The sequence below is a fragment of the Mesorhizobium sp. M00.F.Ca.ET.216.01.1.1 genome (genome assembly GCF_004010325.2).
Taxonomy (GTDB): Bacteria; Pseudomonadota; Alphaproteobacteria; order Rhizobiales; family Rhizobiaceae; genus Mesorhizobium.
On sequence record NZ_SADR02000031.1, the window covers coordinates 51,005 to 75,143 of the forward strand.

General features: G+C 60.9%; 23 protein-coding genes and 1 pseudogene. 4 read left to right on the plus strand and 20 right to left on the minus strand.

The window, feature by feature from the left end; genetic code table 11:
* From EN859_RS30045 to EN859_RS30065, 5 genes are read right to left on the minus strand one after another with little or no spacing between them, the layout of a single operon-like run.
* On the minus strand, positions 1 to 831 hold the full coding sequence (locus EN859_RS30045; protein ID WP_127856234.1) for an ABC transporter permease: 831 nt from the start codon (positions 829 to 831) through the stop codon (positions 1 to 3).
* Positions 828 to 1,745 (minus strand): ABC transporter ATP-binding protein, encoded by a 918-nt coding sequence (locus EN859_RS30050; RefSeq protein WP_127856233.1) that lies wholly within the window; start codon positions 1,743 to 1,745, stop codon positions 828 to 830. Before EN859_RS30050 ends, EN859_RS30045 begins: the two co-directional genes overlap by 4 nt.
* Positions 1,742 to 3,130 (minus strand): nitrous oxide reductase family maturation protein NosD, encoded by a 1,389-nt coding sequence (locus EN859_RS30055; RefSeq protein ID WP_127856232.1) that lies wholly within the window; start codon positions 3,128 to 3,130, stop codon positions 1,742 to 1,744. The genes EN859_RS30050 and EN859_RS30055 overlap by 4 nt, the downstream gene beginning before the upstream one ends.
* A gap of 4 nt (positions 3,131 to 3,134) precedes the next feature.
* Positions 3,135 to 5,060 carry a TAT-dependent nitrous-oxide reductase gene (gene nosZ / locus EN859_RS30060; RefSeq protein WP_127856231.1) on the minus strand — a complete coding sequence of 642 codons (1,926 nt, stop codon included), beginning with the start codon at positions 5,058 to 5,060 and terminating at the stop codon, positions 3,135 to 3,137.
* Positions 5,061 to 5,084: 24 nt separating this feature from the next.
* On the minus strand, positions 5,085 to 7,328 hold the full coding sequence (locus EN859_RS30065) for a NosR/NirI family protein (protein ID WP_245525777.1): 2,244 nt from the start codon (positions 7,326 to 7,328) through the stop codon (positions 5,085 to 5,087).
* Between the two features lie 242 nt (positions 7,329 to 7,570).
* Between EN859_RS30065 and EN859_RS30070 the strand changes: the two genes are divergently transcribed.
* Positions 7,571 to 8,431 carry a ferritin family protein gene (locus tag EN859_RS30070; RefSeq protein ID WP_127856229.1) on the plus strand — a complete coding sequence of 287 codons (861 nt, stop codon included), beginning with the start codon at positions 7,571 to 7,573 and terminating at the stop codon, positions 8,429 to 8,431.
* Between the two features lie 144 nt (positions 8,432 to 8,575).
* Here EN859_RS30070 and EN859_RS30075 read toward each other — a convergent pair whose 3' ends face one another.
* Positions 8,576 to 9,781 carry an NnrS family protein gene (locus tag EN859_RS30075; protein ID WP_127856228.1) on the minus strand — a complete coding sequence of 402 codons (1,206 nt, stop codon included), beginning with the start codon at positions 9,779 to 9,781 and terminating at the stop codon, positions 8,576 to 8,578.
* Between the two features lie 89 nt (positions 9,782 to 9,870).
* Positions 9,871 to 10,314 carry a pseudoazurin gene (locus tag EN859_RS30080; RefSeq protein WP_127856227.1) on the minus strand — a complete coding sequence of 148 codons (444 nt, stop codon included), beginning with the start codon at positions 10,312 to 10,314 and terminating at the stop codon, positions 9,871 to 9,873.
* 224 nt (positions 10,315 to 10,538) lie between these two features.
* Here EN859_RS30080 and EN859_RS30085 point away from each other — a divergent pair, with 224 nt between their 5' ends.
* Complete coding sequence (locus EN859_RS30085; RefSeq protein WP_127856226.1) at positions 10,539 to 11,243, plus strand: Crp/Fnr family transcriptional regulator; 705 nt, start codon at positions 10,539 to 10,541, stop codon at positions 11,241 to 11,243.
* 660 nt (positions 11,244 to 11,903) lie between these two features.
* Here EN859_RS30085 and EN859_RS30090 read toward each other — a convergent pair.
* The 12 genes from EN859_RS30090 to EN859_RS30145 form a co-directional block, all read right to left on the minus strand.
* Positions 11,904 to 12,119 carry a DUF1858 domain-containing protein gene (locus EN859_RS30090; protein ID WP_127856225.1) on the minus strand — a complete coding sequence of 72 codons (216 nt, stop codon included), beginning with the start codon at positions 12,117 to 12,119 and terminating at the stop codon, positions 11,904 to 11,906.
* Positions 12,120 to 12,201: 82 nt separating this feature from the next.
* Entirely contained in the window at positions 12,202 to 12,663 is a 462-nt protein-coding gene (locus EN859_RS30095; RefSeq protein ID WP_127856224.1) for an Rrf2 family transcriptional regulator, read from the minus strand.
* A 55-nt stretch (positions 12,664 to 12,718) separates the two neighbouring features.
* Positions 12,719 to 13,183 (minus strand): group III truncated hemoglobin, encoded by a 465-nt coding sequence (locus EN859_RS30100; RefSeq protein ID WP_127856223.1) that lies wholly within the window; start codon positions 13,181 to 13,183, stop codon positions 12,719 to 12,721.
* Positions 13,180 to 13,518 carry a metal-sulfur cluster assembly factor gene (locus EN859_RS30105; protein WP_127856222.1) on the minus strand — a complete coding sequence of 113 codons (339 nt, stop codon included), beginning with the start codon at positions 13,516 to 13,518 and terminating at the stop codon, positions 13,180 to 13,182. The genes EN859_RS30100 and EN859_RS30105 overlap by 4 nt, the downstream gene beginning before the upstream one ends.
* Positions 13,515 to 14,045, minus strand: coding sequence for a DUF2249 domain-containing protein (locus EN859_RS30110; RefSeq protein WP_127856221.1), 531 nt, complete (start codon positions 14,043 to 14,045; stop codon positions 13,515 to 13,517). The genes EN859_RS30105 and EN859_RS30110 overlap by 4 nt, the downstream gene beginning before the upstream one ends.
* Before the next feature lie 24 nt (positions 14,046 to 14,069).
* Complete coding sequence (locus tag EN859_RS30115; protein ID WP_127856220.1) at positions 14,070 to 15,413, minus strand: hypothetical protein; 1,344 nt, start codon at positions 15,411 to 15,413, stop codon at positions 14,070 to 14,072.
* Positions 15,410 to 15,634, minus strand: coding sequence for a hypothetical protein (locus tag EN859_RS30120; protein ID WP_127856219.1), 225 nt, complete (start codon positions 15,632 to 15,634; stop codon positions 15,410 to 15,412). Before EN859_RS30120 ends, EN859_RS30115 begins: the two co-directional genes overlap by 4 nt.
* Before the next feature lie 232 nt (positions 15,635 to 15,866).
* On the minus strand, positions 15,867 to 16,013 hold the full coding sequence (locus EN859_RS30125; protein WP_245525774.1) for a hypothetical protein: 147 nt from the start codon (positions 16,011 to 16,013) through the stop codon (positions 15,867 to 15,869).
* Between the two features lie 199 nt (positions 16,014 to 16,212).
* A complete protein-coding gene (locus EN859_RS30130; protein WP_127856217.1) occupies positions 16,213 to 19,410 on the minus strand; it encodes an efflux RND transporter permease subunit in 3,198 nt (1,065 codons plus the stop codon).
* Positions 19,407 to 20,369 carry an efflux RND transporter periplasmic adaptor subunit gene (locus EN859_RS30135; RefSeq protein WP_127856216.1) on the minus strand — a complete coding sequence of 321 codons (963 nt, stop codon included), beginning with the start codon at positions 20,367 to 20,369 and terminating at the stop codon, positions 19,407 to 19,409. Before EN859_RS30135 ends, EN859_RS30130 begins: the two co-directional genes overlap by 4 nt.
* Positions 20,370 to 20,381: 12 nt before the next feature.
* Complete coding sequence (locus EN859_RS30140) at positions 20,382 to 20,582, minus strand: DUF2892 domain-containing protein (protein ID WP_127856276.1); 201 nt, start codon at positions 20,580 to 20,582, stop codon at positions 20,382 to 20,384.
* Positions 20,583 to 20,736: 154 nt separating this feature from the next.
* Positions 20,737 to 22,044, minus strand: coding sequence for an FAD/NAD(P)-binding oxidoreductase (locus EN859_RS30145; protein ID WP_127856215.1), 1,308 nt, complete (start codon positions 22,042 to 22,044; stop codon positions 20,737 to 20,739).
* Positions 22,045 to 22,279: 235 nt separating this feature from the next.
* On the opposite strand from EN859_RS30145, the gene EN859_RS30150 reads away from it, so the two are divergent.
* Both EN859_RS30150 and EN859_RS30160 read left to right on the plus strand, forming a co-directional pair.
* Positions 22,280 to 22,615: a metalloregulator ArsR/SmtB family transcription factor gene (locus EN859_RS30150; RefSeq protein ID WP_127856214.1), complete on the plus strand. Its 336-nt coding sequence runs from the start codon at positions 22,280 to 22,282 to the stop codon at positions 22,613 to 22,615.
* 580 nt (positions 22,616 to 23,195) lie between these two features.
* A complete protein-coding gene (locus EN859_RS30160) occupies positions 23,196 to 23,579 on the plus strand; it encodes an EF-hand domain-containing protein (RefSeq protein WP_245525775.1) in 384 nt (127 codons plus the stop codon).
* Positions 23,580 to 23,769: 190 nt separating this feature from the next.
* On the opposite strand, the pseudogene EN859_RS39720 reads toward EN859_RS30160, so the two are convergent.
* A pseudogene (locus EN859_RS39720) lies at positions 23,770 to 24,139 on the minus strand (IS701 family transposase); the annotation flags it as partial.

A 24,139-nucleotide genomic window follows, 5' to 3' on the forward strand; every position in this document is an offset into this window, starting at 1 on the left:
TCACAGCTCTCTCCTCGAAAATATGAAAGCCGCGGCGGCCATCGGCATTGCCGTCCACGCCGCTAGTGCCGCGACGAGCGAGAACGAGCCGAGTGCGGCATTCTGGATGGTTCCGGACATGCCGGATGCCGAACTGATTTCGGCCGTACCCATAAGGTTGAGCAACCTGTAGGCATCGGTTGGGTTGAGAAGAAGCAGTGGATCCAGCATGCCCGGTGTAACGAACCGCCCCTGATCGGCCACCAGCAGTCCCAGCAGCGCCATGTCGTAGATCAGCACGAACAGCAGCCAGATGCCGATGGCGACGCCGCTGGCGGTTCCGTGGTCGCGTGAGAGCGCGCTGACCAGATAACCGATCGCCACGAAGACAGCTCCGAGCAGCACCGATGTTGCCGTCATTGTCGCAAAGGCGAACCAACTCGCGCCGCCGATCGACTTTCCGGTCGCCGCCAGCGCCGCAGCGGCAACCCCATACCCGATGAGGGTAGCAAACGCCAAAATCGCGAGATGGCCGAGAAACTTGCCGAGAAGCACTTGCCAGCGCCGGATAGGATAGCTCAGCAGCAACGTCATCGTGCCGCGCTCGATCTCGCCGACGATCGCATCATGGGAGATCAGAAGGGCGATGAGCGGAACGATGAATATGGTGAGACTGGCCAGACTGACGACGATCACGTCGAGGGCATCCGCCCCGACATTGCCGGTCGGCGCGCTGCCGAGAAAGGTCAAAGTAAGCGCGAGTGTCGCCAACAGTGCCGTCGACGCGATCACCCAGCGATTTCGCAGGCCTTCGCGGATCTCCTTGACGGCCAAAAGCGCGATCATGTTCATGCCGATGGTCTCCCGCCGAGGAAATGGGCATAAAGTTCATCGAGGCCGGGCGGCACCATGTCGACGTCGTCGAACGGCGCTTCGGCGCCCGCTGCCCGGCGCAGGAACGCGACCTTGCCCTCCGGAGACGCGTCCAGTTCGATAGTGTGGCCGTTCACCTGCCTGAGGTCCGGCCGATTTCCCATCCAGTCCCTGATGCGCTGGACGCCGCCATCGGCAGCCCTCATCCGGATAACCGTCGGCAGGCGAGCGATCCGCCGCAATTCTTCGAGCGACCCGTCCGCGATTTTCTTGCCTTCGTTCAGGATGATGACGCGCGTGGCGTTACCTTCGAGTTCGTTGAGGGCGTGAGACGACAAAATGATCGTTGTCCCCGCATCTCTCATTTCGCGCACGATTCGGTAGAATTGCTGGCGCAGTTCCGGATCGAGGCCGGTGGTTGGCTCGTCCAGCAGAAGCACCCTGGGCGTTCCGATCAGCGCTTGCGCCAATCCCAGCCGCTGCCGCATGCCCTTCGAATAGGTACCGATGCGGCGGTCCGCGGCATGTGTCAAGCCGACGCGATCGAGCAGCCCGTCCACGGAACGGCGGCTCTCGCTCTTCAATCCGACGTAGAAACGAAGCATTTCCCGACCCGTCAGGACCGGATTGAACGAAACATTCTCGGGCAAGTAGCCAAGACGCCTGCGGACGGCGGGATTTCCAGCTGAGGGGTCCTGCCCCAGCACGGCGACGGAACCCGAGGTGGGGCGGCTCAGTCCCAGCATAAGCTTGATGAGGGTCGTCTTGCCTGCCCCGTTGTGTCCAACAAGGGCGACGGTCTCCCCCTCGCCCACCTCGAACGAGACATCATCGAGGGCCTTGACCCTGCCGAAGTGCTTGGCGACGGAATTTAATTGAACATTGCGAATCACGGGCGTTCCACTCCCTCGATTTCGATCGGTGTCATCAGCGGACGGGTGTCGACGACGCCTCCAGGAAAGACCGCTGGAAATCGGGTCTGCGCCCAGCGGATCACCTGCACGGCGGGGCTGTTGACGAGAACCTTCGCCGCTGGCGCTGTCCACAAGACCTTGTCGATCAAGTCGTTCGGCCGGTAGGAATTGTCACCAATGCCGTCCCCGTTCAGATCGAAGGCCGGATTGTCGCTCCAGTAATTACCCCGTCCGCCGCTCGACCAGTCGAGGTAGCGCGTGCCGACATACTTCACCTGGTTGCGATTGCGAATGAAGGCATTGCCGGCCATCTCGTTGCCTTCCGAGCCGGCCGTGAAATGCACGCCGATCTCGCAACCCTCGAAACGGTTGCCGCGGAAGCGGTTCTTGTTGGCATTGTAGATGAAGACGCATTTTTCGGGTCCCAGGCGCGTCGCGGCCGCGGTCGCAGTCACCGCCGCGTTTGCGCCGCCTGCAGGAAGGTCGTCAGGGTCGGCAAAACGCTGTCCGTTGCTCGTCCATCTGCCGATGGGCTGCATCTGGCCGCGGACCACGTTGCCGCTTATTTCGGAGCCATTGGCATAGTTGAACAGCAGTCCGTTGTCGCGGTCGCCGTCGGACAAATTGCCCGTGACCCGCAGCCTGCTGGAATACATGATGGCGTAGCCGACGACGTTACCGACCGAAACGTTGTCGCTGATCACGCTGTCGTTGGTGTACATGTAATGGATGGCAAAACGCACATCGTGGAAGATGTTCGCTCTGAATTCATTGTGTTTGCTGGCGGCCGCAAAGATGCCATCACGGCCGAAGCTGATCTGGTTGCCGACGACCTTGGCGCCAGGTGCGTTCCAGACGGATACGCCATTTCCCGCCTGGTTCGTCCTCCCTCCGCGCATGCCCTCAATGCGGTTACCTCTGGCGACGGCATCCGCGGCACCATGGAGATAAATCCCGTAAAGATTACCGAGAATTGTATTTCCTTCCACAAGTGCGCCCTTGGCAGTCTCTTTCACGAACACGCCGGCGTCCATCGTATCCAGGTTGGAGCCGGAACCAACGATCTGCAGACCGCGAACCGCAGCGTTCGCCGCCTCGACGGTGATGACACTCCCTTGGCCGTCACCGTTGACGATTGCGCCCGTCTCGCCTTGCAGCGTGACCGGCTTGGTGATTGATACCGGACCCCGATGCTCGCCGGTCTCAAGCAACAGCACGTCGCCAGCCGCGGCGGCATCGATGATCGTTTGCAGGCGCGTCTCGTCGGCCGGCACGACGATTTCCGCCGCTCCGGCAGAGAAGCCGGGAATGACGGCAAGAAGCGCCGCCATTCCCAAAGTCGCGATGTTGGCCAAGCGAGCCATGCCGTCACGCAGCCTGCGGCTCGACGAACATCCGGCCCTGCATCTCCATGTGCATGGCGTGACAGAACCAGGAGCAGTAGTACCAGTAGACACCTGCCCGGTTGGCCGTAAACGTCACCGAAGCTGTCGCCTGGGACGCGACCTCCATGTTGATGCCGTAATTGACGATAGCAAAGCCATGGGTGAGGTCTTCCACCTCATCGATGTTGGTGACGTAGACTGTGACCTCGTCGCCTTGCTTGACGGTGAAGCTCTCCAGCCCGAACGCTGGTGCAGCCGATGTCATGTAGACGCGAACCTTGTTCCCGTCGCGGATGACCTGGCTATCCGACAGCAGGTCGATGCCGTCGGCAGTTGCCTGTTTAACCGCATCGGCGAAGAACGGGTCTGCCCGATCCCATGCGCTGACCGGATTTATTTTCGACCTGTGGACCAGGGTCGCGTCATGCGGCTCGGCAAAGCTCGGACCGTCATGGACGAGCGCCATCGTGTCACCGGAAATGTCGATGAGCTGGTCGTTCTCCGGCTTGAGCGGGCCGACATTGAGGAACCGATCCTTGGAGAACTTGTTGAGCGAGATGAGCCATTTGCCGTCTGCCTCCTTTGTCTGCCCCATCGAGGCGTGGTTGTGGCCGGGCTGATAATGGACGTCGAGCTTCTGACGGATCGGGTCGACGGATTCCCCAGCGAAGGAGCGCTTGGCATCGTCGATGTTCCATTTGCAGATCTGGCTGTCGATGAACAGCGTGGTGTAGGCATTGCCCCGACCATCGAAAGCCGTGTGCAACGGTCCAAGGCCGAGCTGGGGCTCCGCCACGACGGTATCGCGCGGCTTGATCTTGTCGTCGAAGAGATCGTCGAACTTGCGCACGTCGAAAACCGTGCAGGTTGGCGACAGCTTGCCGTTCGCCACAACGTGGATGCCGTCCGGCGCGGTATTGATGCCATGGGGGCTGTTCGGAACCGGAACGTAGCGGGTGTAGGGCGACCCGTGGCGTCCGTCGATGACCGGCACGCCGCCGATCTCCTTGAAATCACCCCTGGCGACCGCTTGCTCGATGCGCTTGAGATTGAAGATGACGACCCAGTCCTGCTCTTTCGCCATCGTCTCCGCGAGGTTGACGCCCTCTTCGGAATTGTAGGAGGTGGCGTAGCAATATTTGCCTTGGTAGTCGGCATCCACATTGTCGAGGTTGCCATCCACCATAACCTGCCAGGCAACGTTCATCGTCTCCCCGTCCACGGCGGTGAAGATGGCGTGGTACTTCGTCTTGTCGTCGAGGACCTTGCCGTCGTTCGGGATCGGGACCCTGTCCTCGCCATTGCAGAATACGTAGCCTGTCTTCGGATATTTCTGTACGCGCAGACCATGCACGGTGTGCTGGTTCGGCAGCTGGATGATCTTGTCGCACTTCATCACGTCGAGGCGGATACGGGCTACACGCGTGTTGGCCTTGTCGTTCGCGAACAGGTAGCGGCCGTCATAGGTGCCGTCGGTAAACGAGAGGTGCGGGTGATGGAGATCGCCGTTGAGATAGATGCCGCCCTTGTCCTTCAGGAATTCCTTGGTTTCCGGCAGCAGCCCTTCGGTCAGCACCTTGCGGCTTTCGTTGGTCAGGCCCCATCCGGTCGCGCTGCAGCGGTTAAAAACAGGGATCCGCATAAGTTCGCGCATCGAAGGCGCGCCGACAATGCGGATCTCGCCGGTCTGGCCCGAGGAGAAAAACACGTAATATTCGTCGAGTTCGCCAGGCATGATCTCGAACTTCTGCCCTCCCGACGCTGCGCTCTGTGCCGCCGCCGGCGACACCATGCTTCCGCCCAATGTCAGGGTGCCGCCAATGCCCGTCGCGCCAGCGGCCGCCACGATTGCTGACGTACCCAGCAGCTGGCGCCTGCTCAGGGTTGTCTTATGTTCTTCTTCCGACATATTCCGTCTCCTTCTGGTTGGCTTTCAGGTCGTTGAACTGGGGACCGGGCTGCTCTGCTCGATAGGCTTGCCCTTGAAGGCAATCACCGGCTTGACCGGGCCCTTGCCCCGGCTCGACGGTGATGAGAGTGCTTCGAATTTCTCGCGTTTCAGGCGTACCTGGATCATGTGCGGGCAGCGGTGGTCGTCGTGGTAGAGTTCCTGGCAATGCATGCAGTAGATGCATTCATTGACGTTGATCTGCCCCTCGGGATGGATCGCCTGGACAGGGCATTCCTTGGCGCAACGCTGGCAGGGCGAACCGCAGTCGGGATAGCGTTTCAGCCACTCGAACATGCGGATGCGCCCCGGGATGGCGAGCGCGGCGCCGAGCGGGCAGAGATAACGGCAGTAAAAGCGTTCGATGAACAGGCCGGCGACGAGAATCGCCAGCGCAAAGATCACGAACGGCCATTCGCGGGCGAACTTCAGGGTGATCGCGGTTTTGAACGGCTCGACCTCGGCGTAGGTCTCGGCCAACCCCACCGAGTAGAGCGAAAGGCCGAAGAGGCCGAGAAAGATGACGTACTTGATTGGCCATAGCCGCTCGTGCAGGCCGAAAGGCAACGTGATCTGGGGTACTTTCAGCCACTGCGCCAGATTATTGGTCAGTTCCTGAAGCGCACCGAAGGGGCAGAGCCAGCCGCAAAACGGTCCTCGGCCCCAGAAAAGCAGCCCCGCGGCAACCGCGGCCCAAAGCAGAAAGATAAGCGGCGCCGAGAGGAAGAATTCCCAGCTGAAGCCGGTGATCAACGAGTTGATAAAGGTCAGTACGTTGACCACGGACAACTGCGCGTTGGCATACCATCCGAGCCACACCAGGGTGAAAACGAGAAAGCCGCGTCGCACCCAAGCGAACAGGCGCGGACGCCGCAGCAGCCAGTTCTGGAAGAAGAAGATCGCGGTAAGGACAACGAGCGCGGCCGCGGTTATGACGACCGAAACCGTGTCCAGCCTCCAGATTTTCATCCAGAGCGGTTCTTCGTCCGGGACGGCTGCGGCCGATGCTTCAGCCGACGTGGATATCGTCGGTGCCGTCCTGTGTAAACTCGGTTTGAGGGCTTCCTGTATGGGTTGTTCGACCGACAGGTAACGGTCGGGAAGCGTGTAGCCGACATTGAACGGAAGGACTGCCTTGTCCCGCGCACCATAGCTGCGCTGGACGAGCAACTGTAGCTCCCAAGGCTCCGTCAGATCGAGCGAGAATTCGTCCGGTACGGAAAGCAGTGCTATTTCGCGCAGGCTCGGTGCGCCTTTCGCCGCCAGGTCGCCGAGCCTGGTGTGATTTCGGTCGCGGAACCGGACGCCTTGACCATCTTGCAGCAATTCGATCCGGTCAAAAATCCCGCCCCGTACATAGCCTGACCCTTTGAAGGAATAGGCGCCGTCACCGGCAACGACGATCGCCTGCTGCCCAGGTTTGAGCTTCTTTTGCAGCCGCTCGTAACCGGCATCTCCTAGAAGGCTGCGACCGATGGTCGGCACACTGACCGGTGCCACATACAATTCGATGAAGCGATCGCCTGGATTGGTTGTTTCGGCTTTGGCGGAAGCTTCTGGACGGCCGGCTTGAGCGAAAGCGTCGGAGACCTCGCCGACGGTGAGGCGCAGGCTGCGAATGGAGCCATCGCCGAGGAGTGAAGTCCAATCGCGAATTTCGGACTTGGACAGATCCGGTTTCTTGACCAGGGTTTGGGCGACTGGCGTCGCAGTCGAGCTGGTTGCACCAAGGCGGTTGCTTCGGATTAGTTTGACGGCGGAGCGGACGACACTGTCGCTCATCACCAGAACTGTCACGGTGGCACCACTGACGATGTCGACCTGCGGGAGTTGTTCTGCCCCGGCAGCCACGCGGCTGAGGTCCTTGCCGATCAGCGAATTGAGCGCGGCGACGACCTTTGCCTGCGGTATGCCTATGAGGACGATTGGTTCCTTGTGCTCGACCAGCTTGATCCCGCGGATAATCCCCGCGGGATCAATGCCGACAAGGATCCTGATCGGTTTTCCCGAATATCCAACCGCGTTCGAAAAGTCTGTATTGAGGTAGGCATATCCGATTTTTCGGCTTCCCGAATAGATTGGCGCCAGCGGCGGGACGCCCTCGATTTCCCCGTAGCGATCGCCGCCCTGGATAAGCTCACCAGGCTTGGTGCCCGCCAAGTAGTCCTTGAGACTGCCCGCGGCATGAGTGGGAGCGGACCAGATAACGAGGAGCGCCAGGACTGCGATTGTCCACGAAGCAAGACGGCGCGCGCTCCTTGAGCAGGCTCGGAAAGAAGCCGTCGACGCGGATAGCGGTGTGGGAATGCTCCCCGGCATCGGCTTCCTTCGTGTGCGCAAGCACTTTCAGACGCTGGCTGCCAGCGGCCTTTGGCGCGTATGTCGGAGGTTTTGAGCGAAAGTTCTTTGACGCAACGCAAATAACTTCGAGGGAGTTCGCCTACTGTTGAAAATGACATCGGAGGAGAGTCATGTCTCGTTTGGAAGCAGAGCCGGCGGCGCCCGTCCGGTCGATGGCAGAACTTCTGGCGATCGCATTCGCGATGGAGAAGGAATCTGCGGAACGGTACGCAGAACTGGCAGAGCGAATGCGCGGTAGCGGTCAGGCGAGATTGGTCGAGGTGTTCGAGCGCCTGGTCAAGGAGGAAACGGGCCACATCGAAAACGTCGTTCGCTGGTCCCGACAATCCAGCGGTAATGATCCGGATCTGAGGCAGCTCCAATGGACGCCGAAAGGTGTTTTCGACGACGAGAATGCGGCCGTGGTCTCGCCGGAACTTATGGATGCTTATCACTCGTTTGCGATGGCAGTGAGAAACGAAGAGCGCGCTTTTGCTTTTTGGTCCTACGTCGCTGCGAACGCGCCCTCGACGGAGGTCCGATCCGCTGCTGAGCAGATGGCGAGGGAGGAGTTGGAACATGCCCGCATTCTGCGAATTGAACGCCGACGAGCATTCTTTTCCCGTCGTGACGGCAGAGCGGCGCTTACCAGTTCTCGGGATTTTGCAACCATGGAAGAACAGGTCGCGATCCGACTTGAAGCGTATGCGGCGTTTCGAGGGGAACGCGACAAGGCCGTGCTTAGCGATCTGGCGGCAGAGGCACGAGATCTTGCGCAGCTTCTTACTGCCAGTCCGCTCGGTACGAACAATTCAATCAGCGACCGATCGCTGGAATCCTTGGATGCACTTTGCGAACTCCTGGCCGAATCTTACCTCAATGCGGGCGACTGCCTGCCTTCACAGGCCGGCCGCGACCGAGCCCAAGTCCTGGCAACGACGGCCATCAAGCGTTTGGCTGCTTTGAGATATCTTGAGGAACAGCCGATATAATTGTCGGCACGACCTGGTGTGGCTTCGAGTCCGAAATTCACCCATTGCACTTCTCCAACATGATACGAATTTCGTATTCGCCACACTAGCCGTTGCCGACGGCATTCCGTTTCCTTTGGATACGATTCGGTCCCGGTCCGCGCGTCAAGCAGCCGCTTTGTTCGGCTGCCGCGCCCGCAATCGTGGTTGAACGAGCATGCCGCCAAACAGAGTGGCGTAGCCGAGGAAAGCGACAACCCACAACGTCGCCGATAAGTGAAGAAGCGTTGCTTGCGCAGGCACGAACGCAGCGCAGATACGCAGGACGGCCGCAACCACGATCGCGACAAAGACCACGCATGTGCCAATGCTTGCGCGCAATTCGCGGCCTGTATGCCCAAGCGTGGCTCGGGTCATGACGGCGAGCGTCATGCAGGCCACCGCTCCTACGCTGAACGCGTGAATGCCCGCCGCGGAAGGGATAATCTCCGGCAGGACGACGGCAAGTCCGGCGAGCAGAAGACCAATCGGCACAAAGACGAACGCGACGTGCAGGATCAGCACCAGCGGATCACGCAGCGTGCGATCACCAGCCCAGCGCACAAGCCGGATAGCGTTGAGAACCGCCCCGGCGAGCAGCATTGCGCCCGTCGCGCTGCTTTCAGGAAAGAAGGCCCAGGCTGCCAATGCGGTCGCGGACAGTGCGATTGTTGCTATATCAAAATGGCTGAACGGGGCCGGCAGGCGTCCCTGATTCTCGCGAACCAACCAGTTGCGGGTGAAACTGGGAACGATGCGTCCGCCTATGATCATGATGAGAACGACCGCAGCACCGAGCCCGAGCCGGCGGCTTACATCCGAGACGCCTTGGTAGTGCGCTTCGACATGAAACATCATATTGGCCGCCAAAAGTACGGCCACCGGCAGCAGCACCTTGAGGTTCCGCCAATTCCGGCCCGCGATGATTTCGGTGGCTGCGGCGGCGGCAACGGCCAAAAGGAAGGCGCAGTCGACTGCGGCTCCGACAAGCCAGCCGGTCTGCGCCGAAAAGAATACGGCGAGCCGCCCCGAAAGCCACAAGAGGACGAGCACCAGCAGGGGCAGGCCTTGCACCGGCAGACGTCCGGTCCAGTTCGGGATGGCCGTCAGCAGGAATCCCGTCACAATCGCTGCGAGATAGCCAAACAGCATCTCGTGGACATGCCAGTCTACGGGCAGGAAGACGCTTGAGGTTTCGAGCCGGCCGTAAAACAACGGCAGCCAGAACAGGATCGCCCCTCCGGCATACAGCGAGCCGAGCAAGAAGAACGGCCTGAAACCGTAAGAGAGAACCGCAGGATAAGCGCCCGGTCGTGTGCGAGGAATTGCCATGGGATGCATTTCAAAAGGGCGGACGCCAGGCGGACTGATGTCTGCCTGGAAGGCTCCCGTTGATTTTCAGAGCGAGATTTGCTCCGCCTTCAGTTGCCCGCCGGAACTTCAGCCAAAAGGGCCTCGAACGCTTTCTTCGCCTTCCCCGACTGTTTGACGGCCGCTGCCTGCGCCAGATTGACTGGCTTGCCGACCACGATCAGCGCCACCATGCCCATCCCGTAGTGGGGCGTGCACTTCACGCCATAGACACCCTTCTTGTCGAGCGTGACGGTGATTTGTTCGCCCGGCTTGCCCTTGAAGGGCTCTGCGCCGTCCGGGATCATCCCCTTGATGCTTTCGGCATCGTGGCCCTTGTCGGTCGGCACGAATGTGACCGTGTCTCCAAGCGCTGCCTGGACGAAGTCGGGCTGGAAGACCATTACGCCTTTCTCGCCCTTGTTGAGCATCTGGACCTGATGGTCGGCAGCCTGCGCCGCTCCGGCCAACACCGATGCCGCGAGCGCGGCGGCGATTGCGATTGAATAGTTCATGATCTTACCTTTCTGGTCAGTTATCCTCGACGGCGTTTACCGTTGCGGCTCTTCTAGGCCGACTTGGACATGCGGACTTTGCTGCAGCGCAAACAGGATTGGGAATCGAGGGAAAAAAGCCGCGGCGCACGCCACTTGCCGCCCGTCGGTTAGCCATGACATTGTTGCGGCAGACGCGGATTGCTATTTATGGCTACAGTCAAATTTCATAAGGGAGAGCGCAGTTGAGCCGCCTCGATCGTTCGTTGATTGCCGGGCTGCCTGCCTTTCAGGGCATGGCTCCGACGGACCTCGACTACATGGTCGGCCAAGCTCGCTCGCTGCGGATTGCCAAGGACCAACCTGTTTTCGAGCAGGAGCAGGAAGCGCATTCCTTTTTCTTGCTGCTCGACGGACATGTCCGCGTCGTCAAAACAACGCCTGATGGCCAAGAGGTGACGGTGCGATATATCAGTCCCGGCGAACTGCTGGGCATCGCCCACGCGATAGGCCGCACCACCTATCCAGCCAGCGCAATCGCCGCCGCCGACTGCGTGGCCCTTGCATGGCCAAGCCACCTTTGGCCAAAATTCGCAGACGCTTTCCCCAATTTTGGCGCCAACACCTATAAGACCGTAGGCAACAGGCTGCAGGACGCTCACACGCGCGTCGTTGAAATGTCCACCGAGCAGGTGGATCAGCGCGTCGCCCATGCGCTGCTCAAGCTGATCAAGCAGACCGGCAGGAAGACCGATGAAGGAATCCTGATCGACTTCCCGATCTCACGCCAGGACATCGCCGAAATGACAGGAACGACGCTTCACACCGTGAGCCGGCTGCTGTCATCCTGGGAGGACAAGGGACTGGTCAAAAGTGGACGCCAGAAAGTGACCGTAGTCGAACCTCATCGCCTGCTCGTACTCGCTGAAGGGCGTGCGGAGAAAAGCTAGTGGTGAAAGCCTGATAGTGGATGCCCCTTTCTATCTTGGTCGATTCTGGCAATCACCAAACTGGCACATCACGATGCCGTCGGGAGGGGGCATCCACTCCATCAGGCTTTCACCACTAGATCTTTTTAGACTATATCAAAAGATATACACCAATAGATATATAGACCAAATCAAAAGATAAATTGAATGATATCTGCCTTTGTGAGAAGTTATGAGAGAGGCGGGGCAAATGCCCAGGGAGGCTTCACATGAAAAAGCTAGTGGCAGTAGCAGCAATAGTGGGAGCGTTCGCTATTGCGCCTTTCGGCGCGGCGCTCGCGGACGGCAACAATTCGAATAACTCAAATAACGCCCCCACGACCGCAAGTGGCGGCGGCGGTGGTAATGGCTATCCGGGCGGGTCCGGACCCGGCAATTCGTAGTCCCGCTGACATTCACGCGGTCTAGAAAGCGGGAGGGGGCTACGGCTCCCTTCCTCTTGCGCGGATGGCCCTTTTGCGCGGGTGGCCCTCGTGGTGGAGACGCTTCGTTCGCCGGAAGTCTCGCGGCGAGCGCAGTCCCGTCACGCTTTGGACTCCGCAGGTCCAAATAGCAAAAGGTCAGCTTTGGGTGTCGGAAGCGGTATTCCGCATCGGGGTACCCAGCGTTAGGTTTTGACCATTAGTCTGCGTCGGCTCGTTCGATTGCGGCCCGCAGATCGCGATGGAGCCGTTCCTCGTTCACGCCGTGCTCCCGTGCCGCGTCGGAAACAGTATGGAACGGAGCAATCGGACAGCCGACGCAAAGCATGCCGTGCTGAAGGATGACACGGATGGTCGCCGGCCATCCGCGCATGATTGCGTCCATCGTTGTGTCGTCGTTGAATCGAGCTTTCATGCCAGTTGTCCGGGCTTCGAATGCAGACATCTTGCGGCTGCCGTTCGAGGTAATCGTTGCGCTGGGACAAAGAGGAGCGGCCTTACCCCGCGGCCTGTCCTGCAACTGACGGGCCGGACGGTGGGTGTCCGCCAATGAAGTCCGCCGGCATCAGCGCGATATCGGCAAGTGTGTAGCGGTCGAGTGTGCTGTGGAAAGATGCCACCGCTTCACCCAGCATGCCGGAAAGCTTGCACGAGCGAGTAAGGACGCACTGATTTCCGGTGGCGAAGCACTCTACCAGCGCGAAATCCGGTTCGGTCAAGCGGACGACGTCGCCGATGCGGATCGCCTCGGGCCGGCGGCCGAGCACGAGCCCGCCGGAGCGGCCGCGGATCGCCCTGAGATAGCCGCTGCGCGTCAGCGTGTTAGCGACCTTGTTGAGATGGGTCTTGGATACGCCGAAGGTGCGCGCAACTTCCTCGATCGTGATGAGGCGTTCGCCTGCCGAAGCGGCATACATCAACATTCTCAAGGCATAGTCGGAGAAGCTCGTCAGCCGCATGAAGGCTCCCTCCCCGTCGGATGGCGATCAGAGTTGCTCCGGGACTTGATCCGCGTCACAGGCTCTCCTCGAGGATCGGTACAACGTGAACCGTGTCCTCGCCCCGATTGAAAGCGAGTGCAAGACGGAAGCTGTGAGCGATGCGCAGCGCCCGAGCTATGAACAGCGCTGCGGCTTCGGGCGGGCAAACGCGCTTCACTGTGGCTCGAAACAGCGTCAGCCAGCGGCGGAAATGCGCCTCGCCAAGTCCCGGTATCGTCAGATGCGGCGGCAGCGGCCGGCCGTCGTAACGGGAGGTCCGCAGCAGCGTCGCGGACCAGAAGGCGCACATCTTCGCCAAATGGCGGGGCCATGCCTCAGGTGGGATCGCTGCGTTGAAGATCGGGCCGAGAAGTTGATCGCGACGGATTTCTTCGTAAAAACCGTGCACGACCCGGTGGATCATCGTCTCGTCGAGCACGCTCGACAGCGGCATGCCGTCGACCACGATTGTTGGCTTGTTTCGTTGCTTCCCGTTCATGCATTGCGTCCTGTTTCGACTAAGCCAAGACGGTGCCTGGCGTCGGCATTCATCATCTTGGGCGTCCATAGCGGCTCGTAGGTGAGCCGGACCTCGACGCTGTGGATTCCGGGCACGATCCAAGCGGCCGACTGCACCGCATCCTTGAGATAGCCCGTAGCCGGACATGCACGGGTCGTTGTCGTCATTTCGATCTGCGCCGTCCCATCGTGTTCCACCAAAACCTGGTAGATCAATCCGAGATCGACGACATTTTCTCCAAGCTCGGGATCAATGACCATGCGTAGAGATTCGCGCACCTCGGCAGCCAGAGTCTCGACCTCTTCGTCGCTCATGCCCTCCCCCGTCCCGGTCCACCGGAGCGTATAACGATACGATAGTGTCCTTGCCGTTCGAAGGCGCCACGCCAGCGATGGCCCCGCGCCTGCAGTTCTTGGAACAGAAATACCGGTTCACGCGGCAGCAGCACGGCTATCGTTTGGCCGAGCGCCAAGGATTCGACCTCTTGCAAAGCCCTGACCATCGGCTCCGGTGGCTCGAGATCGCGGTTGTCGAGTTCCTTGACCGGCTCCGGCCAGTCGTCTCCAGCGCCGGCGGTTCGTTCCGACTGTTCCACTGGCTCCGGGGGTGCGTCGGCCGGGGTGAAGATCACTTCCCAATCGCCATTGCCGATTTCACGGGCCGAGGGCTCGAACCCTCGTGCGCCAAGCACCTGGAACAGAGGAATCGGCTTGAAGGAAGCGAGCAAGCGCAGGCTCTGACCGGGGGCGAGCGCGGCCACGGCTTCCATGATGGCGCTGAAGGGCTCACCGCCTTCGCGAAGGATCGGCCGAACGTCGAGGTCGAAATGCGGGAAACTCATTTGGATCTCCTTTGTGCCTTGGCGTCAGGATGGCAGGAAAAGGCGTGGGCGCGATGCGCCCTCGGGCAGGCGCAAGGCGGTAGCAACGTTGACAAGGCGGCGCGCCAGAACGAGTTCCACGACGATTGCGGCGGTGGCGGTCAACGTCACTGCTGCCGTCAAACGGAACAGGACAGGCGCTGCGCCCAGAAGCGCGCCGGTTCCGGCCAGTACGCCGGCGTAATAGAGTGCGAACCAGAATCTGTCGCGCGTTTCGACGACAAGATCCTGGACCCGCGGCGTCGGCTTCCTGCCCATCACCGGTCCGTAGCATTCGAGCCAGGTCAGGAACGGCACGATCTTGTAGAGCTGCGAGAGCCCAAGCCCCGTTAGCCAGCCAAAAGCGACAAGATAGACCAGCGCGCCGACATGCTGCGCAAGCGTTCCGGTTGCCAGCAGCGCAAGAAGAAGCAGAACCGAAAGATAGAGAGCGGTGAATGCGCCGAACGCCGACCAGCTGTTCAGCTCGATCTTGCGTCGCTTGCGATTGCGGTAAAAGAAAACGAGATCGACTCCGTAGAGGACCGTCGCGGCGAAACCCAGGAAGCCGGCGAGAACGGTGGACAAGATGCTTCCCGAAAAACCTTCCAAGGGTTCTGCCAGGACGATCAGAAGCAAGGCAATCGCGCCACTCCAGAAGACCAAGTGGCCCGTGGAGCGTTCGCTGTCCGGGGAAAGCATGAACATCGGCAGCAAGCGGTAGCTGACACCGACCGCCGTGAAGCCGAGCCAGCCGCCCAGACCGATCGCCACGTGGGTGGGAAGAGCCACCGTTCGCAGGTCGATTTCCGCCCATCCTGGCGCCTGGCCCGAAAGCACGAACGCAAATGAAGCACCCAACGCGGCGGTGATAACGATGCTGGCGAGTCCTCCAGCCACGAAACGCGCCGGCAGCGGCAGACCAGACGGACGGATGCTCCATAGCGTGCGCGCGAGCACCCAGACGATCAGCGCGAAACCCGCCGGCAGAAGGACGCCAGCGAACGCAAGAACGGGGATAACGGTATCGATTGCGCCCGAGAGCTGCAGGAATCCGGTGAGCAGACAGGTAAGACCAGCAAGCAGGCACAGCAGCGCGGGCAAAGCCAGATGCTCGTCGCGAAGGGGCTGCGCGACGAGCACCGGAACGAACTGGAACAACGCTCCGCACATCAGCAGACTGAGCCAGCCGATTGTGACCATATGGACGATCACAAGCGTTTCTGGAGCCTCCACGGCAACGGCCGGAAAGCCGTAGCCGGCCGTGATCAGTGCCTGTGCTGCGATTAGAAAAGCTAACGCGGCGGCAAAGTACGCCATCGTCCAGCGAGAGAGTGCCGAGCCGATCATGGCTTGGCATCTTGATGATGAAAATCCAACATGTCGGAACTCATCGCGCAATCACTGCACTCGCAGAACGCCAGCATCTCGGAACCGGCAGGCATAAGGAGGTTCCCCGTGCTCAATTCAGCAAAAAGGGCAAAAAGGCGCGGGCGGCCACTACCCATGCCTGGCTGCGAATCGTCGCAAGTGATCGTCGCCTTCGCACTGATTGATTTGAAAACGCTCATTGAGCTTGACGCCTCGTCTTGGTCGAAGTCCAACATTCCTGCCAAAAGATATATTGTCAATCTATGTTAATCAGCCTGACGTTCCCTGAGATGGAATAGTGCGGCGTCTGCTCAGTGAAATCAGTCCTCTTGGGGCGAAATGACAATCGTTCGGTATGGTGAGGCCACGCGATCGCCTTTTTTTGGGCACCGAGCCATCTTCCGTCTAAGAGCGGAAACTGAGGCGTAGAAACTACACGAATGCCATCACGGCTATCCCGCCCGCGACGATTAGAACGAGTCCGGCAATGAGCATGGGCAGCAGTGTATTGCCTGCTTCTGCACCGCTTGCTGCTTCCGTGCTGAATGTGATGCTTCGCCGGTTGCCGTCGTCAGCCACTTTTGTCTCCTTTCGCGTCTCGACATATGCGAGCATCTACGACCTGCTCGACCGGATCGTCTTTGCGCTGAAGCAAAAAGCCAGCCGAATGTGCTGGCTCCCCGGTAAACGAAAACGCGGCCTCGCAGACCAAGGCAGAGGTGTTGACGACGGCTTGGCATGTGGAAACGGTGCTTCGACTTCTCTGGCCGGGAGCGTATTACGTCCTCAGCACCCGATAGATCGCCGGAATGACCAGCACCGTCAGCAGCGTCGAGGAGGCAAGGCCGAACAGCAGCGAGATCGCCAGCCCCTGGAAGATCGGATCGGTCAGGATCACCGCCGCGCCGATCATGGCGGCGAGCGCGGTGAGCAGGATCGGCTTGAACCTTATCGCGCCGGCCTTGATCAGCACCTCGCTCAGCGGTCTGTCTGGCGAGGCCTCATGCCGGATGAAGTCGACCAGCAGGATCGAATTGCGCACGATAATACCCGCCAGCGCGATGAAGCCTATCATCGAGGTGGCCGTGAATGGCGCGCCGAACAGCCAGTGTCCGCCGAGGATGCCGATGAAGGTCAGCGGGATCGGCGTCAGGATCACCAGCGGCACCTTGAACGAGCCGAACTGGGCGACGACCAGGATGTAGATGCCAAGCAGCGCGACGCCGAATGCCGCCCCCATGTCGCGGAAGGTCACCCAGGTGACTTCCCACTCGCCGTCCCACAGCAGCGTCGGCTTGCTTTCATCCTCCGGCTGGCCATGTAGCGAGACCGAAGGTTTTTGCAGCCCCGTCCAGTCCTGAGCGTCGATTGCCTGGCTGACAGCGAGCATCCCGTAGAGCGGCGCCTCGAAGCTGCCGGCAAGTTCGGCCGTCACCATTTCGGCGGCGCGGCCATTGTGCCTGAACACCGGAAAGGAGGCACGCTCTTGCGCAACCTGCACGACGTCGCCCAGTTCGACCACGCCGCGGTCGCCGGGGAGCACATTTGCCGGAATGGGCGTGGTCAGGAACCGCTCGTCCAGCGTCCTTTCGCCCTTCGGCCGCTCGATGCGGATCGGTATCGGCTGACGACCGCCGCCGCGATGCGAATAGCCGACGGTTTCGCCGCCGTTGAGGATGGCAAGCGTATCGAACACGTCGCTCTCCTCGACATGGAAGAACTCGGCTTCGTCGGCGGAAATCCTGGTGCGCAGCCTGCGTGCGGGTTGTCCGTAGGAATTGTCGACATCGACGATGAACGGAACTGAGCGGAACGCTGCCTCGACCTTAGCGGCGACATTGCGGCGCGTTTCGCCGTCGGGCCCGTAGATCTCGGCCAGCAATGTCGCCATGACGGGTGGCCCCGGGGGCGGCTCGACCACCTTCAGGCTGGTGCCGGCGGGAACGGCGATTGATGCGATACGGCGGCGAATATCCAGCGCGATGTCGTGGCTCGAACGGGTGCGTTCCGATTTCGGCGAAAGGTTGAGCGCAACGTCGCCCTGCTGCGGCTCGCTGCGCAGGAACGAGTGCCGCACAAGGCCGTTGAAGTTGAAAGGTGCCGCAGTTCCGGCATGCGTCTGGACCGATCGCACCTCGCTCAGTTCGAGAACCTTGCCGGCGACCGTCTGCGCCACCGCGTCGGTTGCCTCGACGGAGGACCCTTCCGGCAGATCGATGGTCACCGAGAGTTCGGACTTGTTGTCGAAGGGCAACAGCTTGACCGTGACATTCTCGGTATAGAACAGGGCGAGCGAGCCAAGCGTCAGCACGCCGACCGCCAGCAGAAATGCCCAACTGACCGTCTTTGACGACAGTATGGGCCGGGCAACGGTCATGTAGACGCGGCCAAGCAACCCGCCGCCGGCGTGATACGCATGCAAGCGCACCGGCGCCCGTCCGGCAAACTTCAGCATCAGCCACGGCGTCACCATCACCGCGACGAAAAACGAGAAGATCATCGCCGCCGACGCATTGGCCGGAATCGGGCTCATATAGGGACCCATCATACCCGACACGAACAGCATCGGCAGCAGCGCGGCGACCACAGTCAAAGTGGCGACGATCGTCGGGTTGCCGACCTCCGCCACTGCCTCGATCGCCGCTCGCCGCTGATCGCGTCCGTCATCCATTGCCCAGTGCCGGGAGATGTTTTCAATCACCACGATCGCATCGTCGACAAGGATGCCGATGGAAAAGATCAGCGCGAACAGCGAGACACGGTTGAGCGTGTAGCCCATGATGCGCGAGGCAAACAGCGTGAGCAGAATGGTGACCGGAATGACGATGGCCACGACCATGGCTTCGCGTCGGCCGATGGCGATCCAGACCAGCACAATGATCGAGATCGTCGCCAGTCCGAGATGATAGAGCAGTTCGTTGGCCTTCTCGTTCGCAGTCTCGCCATAGTCGCGCGTGACCTCGATCGACAGTTCAGTCGGGATCAGCCTGCCTTTCAGCATCTGGACCCGATGCAGGATAGCCTCGGCGACCGAAACCGCGTTCGAGCCGGCGCGCTTGGCAACCGCAACGGTCACCGACGGCACGCGCTTCACGCCGGTTGCGGACTTCGTCAGCGTCGAGACAAGAACGTCGCCGGTATCGGTCGCGAAGGCGACATCGGCCACATCGCGGACATAGACAGGGCGGTTGTCGCGCGAAGTCAGAAGCAGATTGCCGATCTGGTCTGGCGAGCCCAGGGTCTCGCCGGCCACGATGTCGATCTGTTCGCCCGCATTGCGCACGCGTCCCGCGGGGAACGCCTTGTTCGCGCCGGAAACCTTTGCCGCAAGCTGTTGCAGCGTCACGCCGTAGAGAGCGAGCTTTTCCGGGTTCGGCGCGACGCGGATGATCTCTCCGGTGTCGCCGACCAAATAGGTGAGCCCGACATTGTCAATCTTGGCGATCTCAGTGCGCAACTCGCGCGCGATGCGGGTAAGGTCGTTTGCCGTCAGACGGTCGGCTGCTTCCGGTTTCGGCGATAGCGTCAGCGTGACGATCGCGACATCGTCGATGCCTCGGCCGATGATAAGCGGCTCTGGCACGCCGACGGGGATGCGGTCCATATTGGCGCGGATCTTATCGTGTACGCGCAGCACGGCGGCATCCGATGACGTACCGACGACGAAGCGCGCAGTGACCATCACCTGGTCGTCGCGGCTTTGCGAATAGACATGCTCGACGCCACCTATGCCCTTGACGATCGTCTCCAGTGGTTCGGTGATCAGCTTGACGGCATCGTCGGCCTTCAAGCCGTCTGCGCGGACGAAGATATCGACCATCGGAACAGAGATCTGCGGTTCCTCCTCGCGCGGCAGTGTGAGCAGGGCCACCAGCCCGAAGGCGAAGGCGGCAATCAGGAACAGCGGCGTGAGCGGCGAGCCGATGAAAGCCCGGGTCAGCCCGCCCGCAATGCCGAAGCTAAAAGGACCTTTCATGGCGTGATCACGACATCGCCAGGCGCAAGGCCGGTCAGGATCTCGACATAGTCGCCGTCGGTACGCGTCATCCGTTCGCCAAGCACTACCGCCCGCTCGGCTTCCACGCCGGCGGCGACCGTGCGGATGAAATCAATCCCCGAACGGGTCACGACCGCCGATGATGGGACCAGAAGCGCGGAGCGTTCGGCGACCGGCAGCTCGACCAGAACCCGGGCATCGATGAAGTCCGTATCGAGATCGTCGACCTCGACATCGGCGATGACGCGGCCGTTGTCGATTTGCGGATAGATCTTGGCGAGACGGCCGGCGGCGTCCTTGCCACTGGCATTGATGCGGATGGCCGCGCCCTCCTCCAGCATCACCGCGAGCCGCTCAGGCACCGCCAGCCGCAGGAACACGCCGCCACTGCCTATGCTTGCCACCACCTCGCCCGCCATGATCACGGCTCCGCGCGTGACCGGCACGGTCAGCACGCGTCCGTCGCCCGGCGCAAAGACGTCTCCTTCGGCGCCCTGCTGCACGACCACCGAACGCTGAGCCTCGGTCGCGGCAAGCTGATTGCGCGCGACGTCGACTTCGGTCCTCAGCTGATCGAGACGCTGCACGGTTATGACGCCCTTGTCGACCAGCGTCTGGCCACGGGCCAGTTCCGACCCTGCGGTTTCCAGCTGTGCCTGAAGAGCGCGAAGCTGGGCATTCAGTGCTGCGATCTGAAAGGCGATCTTGTCGTCCTGAACGGTTGCGATCTTCTGCCCCGCCTTGACCATCTCGCCCTCGGTGACAACCAGATCGACGATGACGCCGCCGATGCGAGCGCGTGCCGGAATTGTGTTACGCGCCTCGACCCGGCCATAGACCGCCTTCCATTCGGTTATCGTCGCCGGCGCCAGCGTCAGTGTTCCGGCCAACGCCGGAGATGATGCTGCCAGCGCAGCGAACAAAAGCAGCGTGCGCATTTCTGATGTGTCCTAGAACGCACATCCCGGCTTGACGCCGAGCTTCTTGAAAACGACCGCCGCCGGGCAGAAGCCGGTGAACGCCGATTGCAACAGATTGAGCCCGATGAAGACCGAGAACCAGACAAACAGGGGCGAGACCCAGACGGTGAGCGCGACCGACAGCAACATCATGGTGCCCGCGAATGCGAGAACCGAACGATCAAGTGACATCATCATCTCCATTTGTATATGATCATATCTAAATATAGGAACGTTATCATTCGCTGCAAGAGGCAGCAACGAATTTGCCGCCGGCGGCTGCAGGTCGGCCAGTTGCCCGCCAACCTCCGTCCGGAGATAGGCCGACCGCGCCGGCTCGTCCCGGTCAGGCAGCCGGCGCATCCGCGGACGCCTCGATCTTGATCTCCTTGAGCTTGTCGATGCCCAGGACCTGCAGCGCGAGGCGCTCATAGAAGGGCTCGGACTTTCCTGACCTGATCTTGTGCAAGAAATACTTCTCGAAACCGACCTTGGCAGTGTGAACCCATTTGCCTGAGGACGACCAGTTGACGTTGCGCGGTGGAATTTGCGGCTGCGCCACGAAGGCGACGCCGGAATCGCCGAAATCGGCGAGGCAGACCGCGTTCCATGTGCCCTGGGCGTCGGGTTCAGCGCCTTTCACCAGCCGGCTGATGTTGCGAGCCGTCGCCGTGACCATGGATTCGATCATGAAACCGGTCTTCGGGACGCCCACCGGAACCGGGGTCTTGCCGACCGGCGGGATGGCGACGCAGACGCCAACTGCGAAGATCTCGGGGAAGGCAAGATTGCGCTGGTGCTTGTCGACGAGGATGAAGCCGCGCGGGTTGGTGAGGCCTTCGATGCCACGCACCGCCGCCACGCCCCGGAACGCCGGCAGCAGCATCGCGTAGACATGCGGCAGTTCATGCGCCTGCTTGACCGAACCGTCGTCGGCGATCTCCGATACAAGCATCTTGCCCGGCTCGACCTTGTCTACCTTGGCGTTGCAGATCCACTTGATGTGGTGCTGGCGCATCTCGCTCTCGAGCAGACCCTTGGTGTCACCGACGCCGTCGAGGCCAAGATGGCCGACATAGGGCTCCGAGGTAACGAAGGTCATGGGAACGCGATCGCGCACCTTGGCGTCACGCAGCGCCTTGTCGAGGATGAAAGTGAATTCATAGGCAGGGCCGAAGCAGGACGCGCCCTGCACCGCGCCGATGACAACGGGACCAGGACTGGCGACGAGCGCGTCGAATGCTGCCTTGGCCTTGAGGGCGTGATCGATGTGGCAGACCGATTGCGTGTTGTGCTCCGGCCCAAAGCCTTCGATCTCGTCGAAGGCGAGTTCCGGACCTGTCGCGATCACCAGATAATCGTATGTGACCGTGGCTCCATCGTTGAGTTCGACGGTGCGTTCGCCGGGATGAACGCGCTTGGCCCCTTGCGGATGAAACGCAATGCCGCGGCGCGCCAGCACCGGCGCGAGATCGACTTCGACCGCTTGCTTGTCGCGCCAGCCGACAGCAACCCACGGATTGGACGGCACAAATGAATAATGGCTGCCGTTGTTGACGACCGAAACCTGGTGTTCCTTGGCCAGCTCATCCCGAAGCTCGTAGGCCATGATGGCGCCCCCCAGTCCGGCACCCAAGACGACAACATGCGCCATGCTCTTTCCTCCTTGTGCAGTGTGCTTGAAGCGCCACGCCAGCGGTTACCTATTTCCAATGGCGGCCAGTCGACATCGTCTCATCCTGCGCTGTTTCTGCCGGCCCCGATTTGATGCGGGTCAATTGACCGGCCGGCGCACGATCCCGATTTGCGGCAGCTTTGGTCCGTCGGCTTGACAACCGTCGGCTCCGGAATAATATTATTTGTAGGTATTAATATGACAATGTGTTCATATGCGCAATAAGAAAATCATCGAACTGGACAAGATGGCGCGGGAAGCCTCCGAACTGCTTGCGGCGATGGCCAACGAGAAGCGCCTGATGATCCTGTGCCACCTGCTGGAGGGCGAGACGAGCGTCAACGAATTGGCTCAACTGGTAGAGATGAACCAGTCGGCGCTCTCGCAGCAGCTTGCAAAGCTACGCGCACTCAAGCTGGTCGATACGCGACGCGACGCCCAGCAGGTCTATTATCGGCTGGCTTCGGCCGAGGTCGAGCGCATCCTGCAAACGCTCTATGGCATCTATTGCGATCCGCAGACGAGGACGGCGAAGACTAGGTCTCTTTAGCTGCGTCCATCCTCCGATGAAATCAGCAGAGTCGATGCCGAGTTCGCATGCACGTCAACAGTTCTCACTGAGTACTTTCCCGTAGGGACATGCCGAACGACCAGGCGCTCGCCGTCGCGGTGATGACCGCGAGCGTCGCCGTGGTTCCGTCCGCCTCGCTTTTTCAAAGTCCCCTTGAGCCTGCGCCATGGCATTCGTCACATGCGCAAAGCATATGACGGAGCCGCGCTTCGCAGCGGCAAACGCATACAAAGCCGCGGCCTCCATCTCCACGGCGAGCCCGCCCAGATCCCGCGCAGTCGTGTGGCCTTCCGCCTACGCGGGACGATCGAGATGAGTGGACTCCTTCGCAAGCTGCAGCGATTGATTCAGCGCAACCCCACAGCATCGACTTTCGCCTAGGGTGGGAATTGACCGACGGTGATGCTGGCGGCGGCGGTTGGAGCCGAGCGTTTTCCACACCGAGCCGCACATTAGCGGGTTCGGGCGGGCTCCGGAGCCCTTAGGTAAGGAGGATCTTACGATGTTAACTGTACTGCTACGCACGGCTGCTCTCGCTGCCATTGTCGCCGTAGGCGTAATGACCGGCGCCACCGCGCAAACAAACGCGGCCGATCCGCACCATCCGGATACGACGTCTGCGCAAGCGACGCCGCCAGCCGAGCCTGGAGACACGGCGGGACAGGGCCAGCCCGGCATGATGCCTCCTGGAATGATAGGCCAAGGCATGGGTCAGGGCATGATGGGCGGCATGATGCAGCCTGGCATGATGGCCGGTATGCCAATGATGCGCATGCGCGGGCACATGATGAAGATCATGTTCGCCATTGCCGATACGGATGGCGATGGCGGGCTCACCTTCGAGGAGATTACGACCATCCAAAAGCGAATCTTCGACAAAGTCGACGCCGACAAAGACGGCAAAGTGACGCCCGAGGAGGTTCAGGAATTCATGCGCGAGTAACGGAAATCACGCAGGCTGGAACGCCGAAGTTGAACTTCCTGCCACCGAGGAAGTTTCAGGTCAGCAAATGTAGCGAAGGGAACGGCCATTCGTCCTCCAACCGACGACGAGCGCTCAGCCCCCGGCGAGCAACAGCCTCTCGGATTCTGAAGCTGTGGGGTTCGTTGGATTATTCGGCATCTGATTAGTCTTACTGCGTCATAAACTGCGGGTCTGACGCGGGCTGTCCATGGCCCTTGTGCAGCACGGACATCGTTGCAGGCGGTTGGCCAGGGCCACCGTCAGGCGTCGCCGGATGGTCGGGATCGAGGTCGGGACGTGCCGCTCTGGTCTGATCGGAGGATCCGCGGGGTCGATAACCGTCGGGAAGACCAGATGTTTGGCGGCCCTGGGCGCGAGCTGGAGTTGAGGGGGGAATCGTCTCCCTCAGAGAGACCAGGAAGCCATAGGCGGCGATACAGAGACTGGCGTGGTGGTGGAAGCCCCGCCACCCTCGGCCTTCGTAGTGGCCCAGTCCCAGCTCCTGCTTGAGTTCCTGATAGTCTCGCTCGATCCGCCAA